The sequence below is a fragment of the Tsukamurella ocularis genome (genome assembly GCF_965138335.1).
GTDB classification, from domain to species: Bacteria; Actinomycetota; Actinomycetes; order Mycobacteriales; family Mycobacteriaceae; genus Tsukamurella; species Tsukamurella ocularis_A.
The window spans coordinates 1-10,252 of sequence record NZ_CBCSDV010000030.1 but is presented as its reverse complement, the minus strand read 5'-3'; the positions used below and the strand labels follow the sequence as shown (position 1 = coordinate 10,252).

Sequence of the window (10,252 nt, the reverse complement as noted above, 5' to 3'; positions counted from 1 at the left end):
CCGCGCCGAGCGTGCGGCGGCGCCGTGGCGTCAGGCCGCGTCGGTGGGGTCCGCCGCGGTGGCGCGGGTGCGGAGGTCGCGGATCGCGGCCTCGAAGTCCTCGATGGACGAGAATCCCTGGTAGACCGAGGCGAAGCGCAGGTACGCCACCTCGTCGAGGTCGCGCAGCGGCCCGAGGATCGCGAGGCCGACCTCGTTCGCGGGCACCTCGGCCACCCCCATCGCGCGGATCGCCTCCTCGACCTGCTGAGCGAGCTTGTGCAGGTCGTCCTCGGCCACGTCGCGGCCCTGGCACGCGCGGCGCACGCCCTTGACGACCTTCTCGCGACTGAAGGGCTCGGTGACGCCGTTGCGCTTCACGACGGCCATGACCGCGCTCTCGACGGTGGTGAAGCGGCGGCCGCACTCGTTGCAGGAGCGTCGCCGGCGGATGCCCTGTCCGTCGTCGAAGACGCGCGAATCGACCACACGGGTGTCCTCGTTCTTGCAGAACGGGCAATACATGGGTCCACCTCCCGCGCGGCTGCGCTCGGACGTCCGGCGGGGCAACTGCAGCACGGTGGCCCCTGCCACCGCCGTGCCCCGCGATCTCGTCTTCGAGAATACTCGGCGCGGGAACGGCACCACGTTGTCGAGGTGGGCCGAGCGCCCGCCCTGCCGGGAATCCACTATCACCATGCGGGTGGTCATCTGCGTCTCCTTCGCTCGTCGATGCGGTCAGTACCGCGGCGTGATGAGGGTCTGGCCTGCGCGCACGGTGCCGTTCCGCAGTCCGTTGATCTCCGTGATCTCGGCGATGACACCGTCCGGTGCCCGATCGGGCGCGATCTCCCGCGCGATCTGCTCCAGGCTCTGCCCGCTGCGCACGGTCACGATCGACGTCAGCGCGGGCTGCGCGGCGGCCGACGTCGGCTCCGCGGGCGCCGCGCCGCCGAAGAGCACCAGCAGGCCGGCGAAGACGCCGACCGCGAACACCACGCACGCCGCGAGCGACGGGACGGGGGTACGGCGGGCACAGCCGTCGACGCGCGAGTGGCCGAGCGGCGCGCGCCGGGCCGCCGAACGCACGCCCGGGCGTTCGACGGTGCGCCGGGCCGACCCGCGGGCACCGGTCACGCGGACGGCCGCGGACTCCGTTCGAATCCCGCCCGCAGCGAGCCCGTTCGACGAGGTGATCGATGCCGCGACGGAGTCCTGCGAGCGGCTCCGCGCGAGGCGGGGCGAGACCCCGCGGGCCCGAGTGGCGCCGCGCCGGTCGGCGGCCGCGGAGCCGTGCCGCACCAGCGCCTGCGCATCCGCAGAAGCCTCGTGTGCTGCAGTGATGACGTCTCGATCGATGATCGCGGTCATGGTCTCTCCTGATGTCGGTAGCGGGTCCTTCTCGCTCACCTACAGGTCTATCGGAGGGGACTGACAAGTTTTCCATCCAGCCCCACCAGTCACACCGGAGTGCGTGCAAGTGTTCGAAAGAACTTCTGTTCGATTTCTACCACACCCCGTGAGCGAGGGGAAGACACGCGCGGAAATTTCTCGAACAGGTGTTTGTCAGCACGTTCGAGCTGGACTACAGTGGAGTCGGAACCGAACGGGCGTGAGGAGCGACACATGACAGATGAACGACAGGTCCAGCACCGGGACAAGCGCTTCCGCGACGCGCAGGGCAACGTCTCCGAGGATCACCTCACCCGTCGCCAGAAGCAGGTCCTGGAGGTGATCCGGCGGTCCGTCCGGGACCGGGGCTACCCGCCCAGCATCCGGGAGATCGGTGACGAGGTGGGCCTGACCTCCACGTCGTCGGTCGCCCACCAACTCCGCACCCTCGAGCGCCTGGGTTTCCTCCACCGCGACCCCAATCGCCCGCGCGCCGTGAACGTCCAGGGCGCCGAGGAGCGCACCGCGCAGGTGATCCAGAAGGTCATGGAGGACGAGGACCGGATGCCCGAGCCGGCTTTCGTGCCCGTGCTGGGACGCATCGCCGCCGGCGGCCCCATCCTGGCGGAGGAGGCGGTCGAGGAGATCTTCCCGCTCCCCCGCGAGCTCGTCGGCGAGGGCTCACTGTTCCTGCTCAAGGTGGTCGGCGAGTCGATGACCGACGCCGCCATCTGCGACGGGGACTGGGTGGTCGTGCGGCAGCAGTCCGTCGCGGAGAACGGCGACATCGTGGCGGCGATGCTCGATGGCGAGGCCACGGTGAAGACGTTCCGCCGGACCGGCCGCGACGTCTGGCTGATGCCGCACAACCCCGCGTTCGACCCGATCCACGGCAACGACGCGGTGATCCTCGGCAAGGTGGTCACCGTCATGCGCCGGATCTGACCGCACCCGCCCCACGCCGCGCCGGCTCGTCGACCGCAGGGTCGGGGGCCGGCGCTCGTCGTCCACCACGGGAGGCGATCGCGCACGCCGCACCGCCGAGGGCCAGGCCGGCGATCACTCCCGGGTGCACCGGCTCGCCCAGCAGGAGGAAGGCGAACAGGGCGGACACCGAGGGGATCACGGCGAACAGTATCGCGGCCCCGCTCGCCCCCGCGATCCCGATCACGCGCAGGTACAGCGTGGTCGCCGTCATGGAGCTGAGCAGCACCATGAGGACGAGCACGACGGCGCCGCGTGCGGGATCGGTGACCGTCGCACCGAACAGCACGACCAGGACGCCGGCCGGCACCGCCGCGACGGTCATTCCCACCGCGTTCCCCGCGAGCGGGTCAACCTCGCGGCAGAACCGCTGTTGATACACCCCACCCAGCGCGATGCCCGCGAGCCCCAGGAGCGTGAAGCCGATGCCCGCTCCGGCGTGGGCCAGCGCCGGCACCGTCGACCAGCAGGCGGTCACCACCGCCGCCAGCCCCAGCACGGCGGCGAGCGCCCGGCGCGGCGTGAGGGCCTCGCCGAGCGCGATTCGCGCGACCACCGTGGTCACCGCCGGGTTCACGCCGATGATGAGCGCGGCGACGCCCGCCGGCACGCCGGCCTGCAGGCCCAGGTAGCACCCGAGGAACTGCGTCGCCTGCGTCAGGATCCCGACCACGACCGCGTGGCCCAGATCCGCGCCGCGGGGCAGACGCCTGCCGGTCGCCCTGACCACGCCGAGCATGAGCACGCCGGAGACGGCGAACCGGAGGAACAGCAGCAGGAAGGGGCTCATCGCCGCGATCCCGAGGGCGCCGAGGGGATACCCGAAGGCGTACAGCACCACGACGGAGAGCGCGAGCATCGGCGGAATTCGCATGACTCGATGGTCGACCGCGCAGGTGCCGTTGGTCCAACAATGATTGACGATCACGATTGATCGCACCTATCGTTCATTCATGAGCGCACCGATCCTGGACATCGTCCCGCTCCGCAGCGTGGTGGCGATCGCCCGCTGCGGCGGGGTCCACCGCGCCGCCGAGGCGCTCCACCTCACCCAGTCGACCGTGAGCGCGCACCTGCGCCGGCTCGAGAAGTCCACGGGCGGCACCATCGTCGAGAAGGCGGGCCGCGGAGTGCGCTTCACCGACCACGGCAACCGCCTGCTGGGGCACGCGCAGGCGATCCTCGACGCACACGACGCCGCCGTGCACGCGCTCGCCTCCCCCACGACCCGCACGCTCTCCGTCGCGGCCACCGAGCACGGCGCCGACCGCCTCATTCCCGAGCTCAGCCGAGGCTTCGGCACGCTGCCGGGAGGGTGGGCCGCACAGTTCCGATTCGATCGCAGCGCGCAGATCGCGGGCGCCGTGGAGCGCGGCCTCGCCGACGTGGCGGTCTATCTCGCCCCGATCGATCATCCGGACGCGGTCGGCCCCATCGACCTGCGCTGGTACGCCGCGCGCGGGTGGGAGCGCCCCGCCGCGACGGTCCCCGTCCTGCTGTTCGACGATCCCTGCGTTCTGCGCGCGCCCGCCGCGGACGCGCTCGCGCGCAACGGGATCGACTACGTCGTCGCGGCCGAGGCGGCGAACCTCGCGGGACTGTACTCCGCCGCCCGGAGCGGCCTCGGGGTCACGCTGCTCCCCGCGATCGACGCGACGGACGGCCTCGTCCCGGTCGAGACGATGCCGACCATGCCGCCCATCGCCCTCGCGGTCACCGTCGGAGCGCGCGTCCCGGCGCCGGTCGGCGCTGCGGTCCGCCGCGCCTCCGCATCACTGACCCGCGACGACCAGGCGGAGCGCGCCTAACCCGCGCTCGCCTCCGCGTACCGGTGCAGATGATCGGTGGCGGAGCCGAACTCGGTCTCGATCGCGGTGAGCCGCTTGAAGCAGTGGCCGATGGCCAGCTCCTCGGTCATCCCCATGCCGCCGTGCAACTGGACCGCGTTCTGCCCGACGAACCGCGCCGCCCGCGCCACGGTGATCTTCGCGGCGGAGACCGCGCGGCGCCGCACCTGCGGATCCGCGCCGAGGTTGAGCACCGCGAGATAGCTCGCCGCCACCGATTGTTCGAGCTCGAGCGACATGTCGACCATGCGGTGCTGCAGCGCCTGGAAGGTGCCGATCGGCACGCCGAACTGGCGACGCTGCTTCGCGTACTCCACGGTGTCCCCCACCACGCGACGCATGATCCCGACCGCCTCGCAGCAGACGGCGGCGGCTCCCTCGTCGAGGGCGCGGTCGATCACTTCCCAGGCCCCGCCCTCGGCGCCGAGCAGCGCCGTCGCGGGGACCCGGACGCCGTCGAGCGCCACATCGCCCGTGTGGTGGTCGTCGATCGTCCGGAAGTACTGCGCGCGCACCCCGGCCGGCGGAGCCTGCGGGTCGAACTCCAGGAGGAAGAGCGAGAGCCCGTCGCGGTCGAGCCGGCCGCCGGCGGTGCGGGCGGCGACGATCACGTGCGTCGCGAGCGGCAGGTCCGCGACCACGATCTTCGCCCCCGACAGCACGTACTCGTCCCCGTCGCGCACCGCCGCCGCCTGAACGTCCCAGGGCTCGCGCCCGGACTGGGGCTCCGTGAGCGCGAACGCGATCCGGGCCCCGCCCTCGGCGATCGCCGACAGCACCGCGTCGACGGCCGGGCCGCCGGAGCCGCGCAGCAGGGCGGCGCCGACGACCGCGGTCCCGATGTAGGGCTCGACGACGAGCGCGCCGCCGAGCTCCTCGGCGATCACCATCATCTCCTCGGGACCGCCGCCCAGGCCGCCCACGGATTCGGGCAGCGTCGCGGCGAGGATGCCCAGCTCCGAGGCGAAGGCCTCCCACACCGCGGGCTGCCACCGCTGCGCAGAGCGCGCCGCGCTCCGCGACTGCGCCAGCGGGTACCGGCCGGCGAGGTAGGACCGCACGGAATCGCGCAGCATCGTCTGTTCGTCGGTGAGTGTGAAGTCCATCTACAGCCCCAATGCCGCTTTCGCCAGGATGTTGCGTTGAATCTCGTTGGAGCCCGCGTAGATCGAGCCCGCGCGATCGTTGAAGTAGCGCAGCGGCGCAACCGCCTGCCACAGGTCGCCGCTGTGCGCGCCGTCGGCGGGTGGCAGGTACTCGACCACCGGGCCGCCGGGCCGCGTGACGTGCGGTTGATAGACGCGGCCGCGGGGGCCCGCGCTCTTGTGGATGAACTCGGTGATCGCCTGGCTCAGTTCGGTGCCGAGGATCTTGAGCATCGAGGCGGCGGTGCCCGGGTTCCCGCCCGCCGAGAGCACGGCGAGTGAACGGTGCTCGAGGATCTCCAGCACGTCGACGCGGGCGCGTAGCTCCGCGAGGCCCAACCGGAAGTCGTCGTCCTCGGACAGCGCCCGACCACCGCGTCCGGGGACGTTCTCCGCCTGCGACGCGAGCCGGTCGAGCGAGACCTGCAGCCAGGGCGCGGAGGCGCCGCCGCCGCGTTCGAACTCGAGCAGGTACTTCGCCACGGTCCAGCCCTCGTCGATCCGGCCGAGAACGTTGGTCTTCGGCACCCGCACCTTGTCGAAGAAGACGACGTTCTGCACCTCCTCGCCGGAGGCCATGACGAGCGGCTGGATCTCGATACCGGGCACCGTCATGTCGAGCAGCAGAAAGGTGATGCCCTGCTGCTTGCGCTCCTGCTTGGACGTGCGGACCAGGGCGAACATCCAATTCGCCTCGCGGGCGTGGGTGGTCCAGATCTTGGAGCCCGTGAGCACGAGATCGTCGCCGTCGGACTCGGCGCGCATTGCCAGCGACGCGAGGTCCGACCCGGATTCGGGCTCCGAGTAGCCCTGGCAGAAGAAGATCGAGGCGTCGAGGATGCCCGGGAGGAAGAACTTCTTCTGTTCCTCGGTCCCGAACTTCACGATGGCGTGCGCCACCATCCGGATCCCCATCGGCGAGAGGAAGGGCGCGCCCGCCAGAACCGACTCCCGCGCGAAGATGTAGTGCTGCGCCACGGTCCAGTCGCAGCCTCCCCACTGCACGGGCCACGCCGGCGCGGCCCAGCCGCGCTCGTGCAGGATCGCCTGCCACCGCAGGCTCGCCTCGTGGTCCGAGTAGACGCTGGTCGCCAGGCGCCCGGCATCGCGCAGATCGTCGGTGAGATGCGTCGTCAGGAACTCCCGCACCTCGTCGCGGAAGGCCTCTTCCTCCGCACTGAACGTCACATCCATCCGGGTCGTCCCCTCGTTGACACCCTCGCCCTGGCGAGACAAAATAGAAGTATGTCTCATCCCGCGCGTCCTGACAACCAGGTGGAGGTGATCCGTCTCGCCGCGCAGTGGTTCCGTGAAGGCCGCCGCGTCGATCTCGGACGGCTCGCGAAGGCCGGCGGGATCGGCCGGGCCACGCTCTACCGCTGGTTCGACGGACGGGAGCAGGTGGTCGGCGAGGCGATCTGGCTGGGCATCGCCCAGGCGATCGCGCGGGTCGAGGCCGCCGAGCCGGTCCGCGACCGCGCCGCGTTCCTGCGATCGTTCGGCCGGCTCGCCCACGAGGTGCGCGACTATCCGCCGCTCGCCGACTTCGCCGCGGACGAGCCGGAGTTCGCGATGCGCGTGCTGCAGTCCGGCGGCAGCGTGGTGCAGGCGCGCCTCATCGCCTGGGTCACGAATTGGCTCGCCGATCTGGCCGTCCCGCCCTCCGACGGTGCCCGCGGCGTCTCGCGCGACGACCTCGCCTACGCGATCGTCCGGCTCGCCGAGTCCTTCCTGTGGTCCGACATGATCATCGGCACGCCGCCGCAGCCGGACAAGGCCGAGGCCCTGGTCGCACTCCTCCTCGACGGAGCCGCGGGCCGCGACTAACCGGAGACGATGCCCACGACGAGGTTGATCGCGGTGGCGAGGATGAGCGTGCCGAAGACGTAGGAGAGCAGGCAGTGCCGCAGTACCACGCTGCGGATCGCCTGCGAGGACACCGAGGTGTCCGACACCTGGTAAGTCATGCCCAGGTTGTAGCTGAAGTAGAAGAAGTCGCGGTAGGCGGGCAGATCATCGCTGTTGAAATCGATGCCGCCGGCCTCGTCGTCCGGGTCGCCGTAGTACAGGTCCGCGTACTGCGTGGCGTACGTCAGGTGCAGCGCGCCCCACACCGCGAACGCGGCGATCAGCGCCGCCGCGGCGGCGGCGTCGCGGTTCTCCGAGTCGCCGGCGATCAGCAGGGAGACGATCGCGATCAGTCCGCTCAGCGCGATCACGGCGACGACCAGCTCCATGACCTTCGGCCGGAAGTCCTCCCGCTGGACGGTCGCCCGGGTGGCGGCCGCGGGCAGCGGCCACAACACCCACCACCCGACGGCCACGAACACCGCTGCCGCGGCTGCGATTCCGCTGAGCACGCCGAGCACCGGTTCGACCGCCACGCCCACGGCCGCGGTCACGGCGGCGCCCACGAGAAGCGCCGATGCCAAGCGGACGCCGGCGGACAGCGGCAAGCGTGCCGCGGCCCCCGTCGCCGGTTCCGGTGTCGTCATACGACGATTGTGCCGCCTACGCCGCGAACTGCGACAGCATCCCGGCGAGTGCGGCCGGAACCCGGGCGGTGATGCGCGTGCCCTCGGCCTCGTGCTCGGTCGACAGGATCGTGCCCTCGGCGTGGATCCGCGCGACGAGATCACCGCGGTCGTAGGGCACGAGGGTGCTGACCTCGACGTCGCCCGCGGTGATGAGCCGAGTCATCGCTTCGAGGAGTTCGTCGATGCCCTCGCCCGTGTGGGCCGAGACGAAGACCGCCTCGGGCAGCGCCACGCGCAGCTGGGCCAGCACGACCGGATCGGCGGCGTCGATCTTATTGACCACGAGCAGCTCCCGGGGCAGCGACGCCTCGCGCTCCCCCGCGACCTCGCGCAGCACCTGGCGCACGGCGTCGATCTGCCGCTGCGGCATCACGTCGCTGCCGTCCACGACGTGCAGCAGGAGATCGGCGTCCACGACCTCCTCCAGCGTCGACCGGAAGGCCTCGACGAGCTGGGTGGGCAGGTGGCGTACGAAACCGACCGTGTCGGTGAAGACCACGTCGCGCCCGTCGGTGAGCACGCCCTGGCGGGTGGTGGGGTCGAGGGTCGCGAACAGCGCGTTCTGCACCAGCACGCCGGCATCGGTGAGCGCGTTGAGCAGGCTCGACTTGCCCGCGTTGGTGTACCCGGCGATCGCGACGGCCGGCACGCCGGAGCGGCGCCGCGCACCGCGCTTGGTGTCGCGGGCCTGCTTCATGCCCTTGATCTCGCGGCGCAGCTTCGCCATCCGCTCGCGGATCCGGCGACGATCGGTCTCGATCTTGGTCTCACCGGGACCACGCAGGCCCACGCCGCCATTGCTGCCCGCGCGGCCGCCGGCCTGCCGGGACAGCGCCTCACCCCAGCCGCGCAGGCGGGGCAGCATGTACTCCATCTGCGCGAGGCTGACCTGCGCCTTGCCCTCGCGGGAGGTCGCGTGCTGGGCGAAGATGTCCAGGATCAACGCGGTGCGGTCGATGACCTTGACCTTCACCACCTTCTCCAGGGCGTTGAGCTGCGCGGGCGTGAGCTCGCCGTCGCAGATCACGGTGTCGGCGCCGGTCGCGAGCACGACCTCGCGGAGCTCGTGCGCCTTACCGGAGCCGATGTACGTGGCGGGGTCGGGCCGGTCGCGCCGCTGGATCAGCCCCTCGAGCACCGCGGAGCCGGCGGTCTCGGCGAGGGCCTTGAGCTCGGCGAGCGACGCGTCGGCCTGCGCCGCGGAACCGGAGGTCCACACGCCGACGAGCACGACCTGCTCGAGGCGCAGCTGGCGGTATTCGACCTCGGTGACGTCGTCGAGCTCGGTCGAGAGGCCGACGACGCGACGGAGCGACGAGCGCTCCTGCAACTGGAGTTCGCCGACGGTCGGAGCCGGCTCCCAGGTATCCATGTCTGTCATATGACTCCAGTGTGGCACGCCGGGACGCGGGAGGTCACGCGGGTTTTCCCAGGGCGGAACCCGGAGGGACGCGCTACAGGCGCACGGTCCCGGACGCGACGAGGCGGCTGGGGCCGCGGAGAACGGCACCGTCGGCCTCGACGGTGACGGTGACCACCCCGCCCGGCACGTGCACATCGACGGCCCCGGTCTCGCGGTCCGCGGCGCGCAGCGCGGCGACGGCTGCGGCGACGGTGCCGGTCCCGCACGACCGCGTCTCCCCCGAGCCGCGCTCGTGCACGCGCATGTGCACGGCGCCGCAGGCGCCCGACGGCGTCGTGCCGACCGCGAGCGGGGTGAGGACCTCGACGTTGGTGCCGTGCGGGAACAGGGCGTGGTCGAAGGTGGGGACGGCGGCGACGTCGAGCGCCAGCAGGTCCTGCTCGGTGAGGCCCGGCACGACGCAGGCGAGGTGCGGGTTGCCCACGTCGACCGCGATGCCGGCGAGGTCGCGCCCGTCGACCCCGGCGGACGACGCGCCGAAGACGCGGAGCACGCCCATCTCGACGGAGACCTCGGCGGTCTCGGGATCGGCGTGGTGCACGCGGACCGGCTTGCCGCCCGCCCGGGAACCGACGGTGAACTCGCCGCCCGCGACCAGGGCGTTCGCGGCGAGGAAGTGGGCGAAGACGCGGACGCCGTTGCCGCACATCTCGGCGATCGAGCCGTCGGAGTTGCGGTAGTCCATGAACCAGTCCTCGCGCGCGACGCCCGCGGGCAGCGCATCGAGGACGCCCGCGTCGAGCAGCTCCCCCGCGCGCGCGACGCGCAGCACCCCGTCGCCGCCGATGCTGGCACGCCGGTCGCAGAGGGCGGCCACGAGCTCGGGCGTGAGGTCGATGTCGACGCCCGGGTCCGGCAGGATCACGAAATCGTTCTCCGTGCCGTGGCCCTTGACGAAGTCCACTGCGATCATGCGGACCAGTCTACGGGCGCGTCACGGCCGCC

The 10,252-nt window shown here is 71.7% G+C and carries 11 protein-coding genes; 3 read left to right on the top strand and 8 right to left on the bottom strand.

What is annotated here, in order from left to right; genetic code table 11:
- Positions 1-30: 30 nt before the first annotated feature.
- Both nrdR and ACNAYW_RS20650 read right to left on the bottom strand, forming a co-directional pair.
- Positions 31-504, bottom strand: coding sequence for a transcriptional regulator NrdR (gene nrdR, locus ACNAYW_RS20655; protein WP_415851550.1), 474 nt, complete (start codon positions 502-504; stop codon positions 31-33).
- A gap of 213 nt (positions 505-717) precedes the next feature.
- Positions 718-1,350, bottom strand: a complete 633-nt coding sequence (locus ACNAYW_RS20650) for a LysM peptidoglycan-binding domain-containing protein (RefSeq protein ID WP_415851512.1) — start codon at positions 1,348-1,350, stop codon at positions 718-720.
- Positions 1,351-1,605: 255 nt separating this feature from the next.
- On the opposite strand from ACNAYW_RS20650, the gene lexA reads away from it, so the two are divergent.
- Positions 1,606-2,316: a transcriptional repressor LexA gene (lexA, locus tag ACNAYW_RS20645; RefSeq protein ID WP_146487104.1), complete on the top strand. Its 711-nt coding sequence runs from the start codon at positions 1,606-1,608 to the stop codon at positions 2,314-2,316.
- On the opposite strand, the gene ACNAYW_RS20640 is transcribed toward lexA, so the two are convergent.
- Positions 2,300-3,229: a DMT family transporter gene (locus ACNAYW_RS20640; protein ID WP_415851511.1), complete on the bottom strand. Its 930-nt coding sequence runs from the start codon at positions 3,227-3,229 to the stop codon at positions 2,300-2,302. The two genes, lexA and ACNAYW_RS20640, sit on opposite strands and share 17 nt — an antisense overlap.
- A 79-nt stretch (positions 3,230-3,308) precedes the next feature.
- Between ACNAYW_RS20640 and ACNAYW_RS20635 the strand changes: the two genes are divergently transcribed.
- Entirely contained in the window at positions 3,309-4,163 is an 855-nt protein-coding gene (locus ACNAYW_RS20635; protein ID WP_415851510.1) for a LysR family transcriptional regulator, read from the top strand.
- Here the strand turns inward: ACNAYW_RS20635 and ACNAYW_RS20630 are convergent.
- Both ACNAYW_RS20630 and ACNAYW_RS20625 read right to left on the bottom strand, forming a co-directional pair.
- Positions 4,160-5,308 (bottom strand): acyl-CoA dehydrogenase family protein, encoded by a 1,149-nt coding sequence (locus ACNAYW_RS20630; protein WP_415851509.1) that lies wholly within the window; start codon positions 5,306-5,308, stop codon positions 4,160-4,162. The two genes, ACNAYW_RS20635 and ACNAYW_RS20630, sit on opposite strands and share 4 nt — an antisense overlap.
- The gene (locus ACNAYW_RS20625) at positions 5,309-6,541 is read right to left on the bottom strand and encodes an acyl-CoA dehydrogenase family protein (RefSeq protein ID WP_415851508.1); all 1,233 of its coding nucleotides are present in this window, start codon (positions 6,539-6,541) and stop codon (positions 5,309-5,311) included. It lies immediately after the preceding gene.
- Positions 6,542-6,592: 51 nt separating this feature from the next.
- Here ACNAYW_RS20625 and ACNAYW_RS20620 point away from each other — a divergent pair, with 51 nt between their 5' ends.
- Positions 6,593-7,174 carry a QsdR family transcriptional regulator gene (locus tag ACNAYW_RS20620; protein ID WP_415851507.1) on the top strand — a complete coding sequence of 194 codons (582 nt, stop codon included), beginning with the start codon at positions 6,593-6,595 and terminating at the stop codon, positions 7,172-7,174.
- On the opposite strand, the gene ACNAYW_RS20615 is transcribed toward ACNAYW_RS20620, so the two are convergent.
- From ACNAYW_RS20615 to dapF, 3 genes are all read right to left on the bottom strand, one after another.
- Positions 7,171-7,842, bottom strand: coding sequence for a DUF1345 domain-containing protein (locus ACNAYW_RS20615; RefSeq protein WP_415851506.1), 672 nt, complete (start codon positions 7,840-7,842; stop codon positions 7,171-7,173). The two genes, ACNAYW_RS20620 and ACNAYW_RS20615, sit on opposite strands and share 4 nt — an antisense overlap.
- A 16-nt stretch (positions 7,843-7,858) precedes the next feature.
- Positions 7,859-9,265, bottom strand: coding sequence for a GTPase HflX (gene hflX / locus ACNAYW_RS20610; RefSeq protein ID WP_415851505.1), 1,407 nt, complete (start codon positions 9,263-9,265; stop codon positions 7,859-7,861).
- Positions 9,266-9,338: 73 nt separating this feature from the next.
- Positions 9,339-10,211, bottom strand: a complete 873-nt coding sequence (gene dapF / locus ACNAYW_RS20605; RefSeq protein WP_415851549.1) for a diaminopimelate epimerase — start codon at positions 10,209-10,211, stop codon at positions 9,339-9,341.
- Positions 10,212-10,252: the final 41 nt, after the last annotated feature.

Bases quoted from the DNA above. Each gene is read 5' to 3' on its own strand.
- hflX (WP_415851505.1), bottom strand. From the start codon at position 9,265: ATGACAGACATGGATACCTGGGAGCCGGCTCCGACCGTCGGCGAACTC.
- ACNAYW_RS20640 (WP_415851511.1), bottom strand. From the start codon at position 3,229: ATGCGAATTCCGCCGATGCTCGCGCTCTCCGTCGTGGTGCTGTACGCC.
- ACNAYW_RS20650 (WP_415851512.1), bottom strand. From the start codon at position 1,350: ATGACCGCGATCATCGATCGAGACGTCATCACTGCAGCACACGAGGCT.
- ACNAYW_RS20625 (WP_415851508.1), bottom strand. From the start codon at position 6,541: ATGGATGTGACGTTCAGTGCGGAGGAAGAGGCCTTCCGCGACGAGGTG.
- nrdR (WP_415851550.1), bottom strand. From the start codon at position 504: ATGTATTGCCCGTTCTGCAAGAACGAGGACACCCGTGTGGTCGATTCG.
- lexA (WP_146487104.1), top strand. From the start codon at position 1,606: ATGACAGATGAACGACAGGTCCAGCACCGGGACAAGCGCTTCCGCGAC.
- ACNAYW_RS20615 (WP_415851506.1), bottom strand. From the start codon at position 7,842: ATGACGACACCGGAACCGGCGACGGGGGCCGCGGCACGCTTGCCGCTG.
- ACNAYW_RS20620 (WP_415851507.1), top strand. From the start codon at position 6,593: ATGTCTCATCCCGCGCGTCCTGACAACCAGGTGGAGGTGATCCGTCTC.
- ACNAYW_RS20630 (WP_415851509.1), bottom strand. From the start codon at position 5,308: ATGGACTTCACACTCACCGACGAACAGACGATGCTGCGCGATTCCGTG.
- ACNAYW_RS20635 (WP_415851510.1), top strand. From the start codon at position 3,309: ATGAGCGCACCGATCCTGGACATCGTCCCGCTCCGCAGCGTGGTGGCG.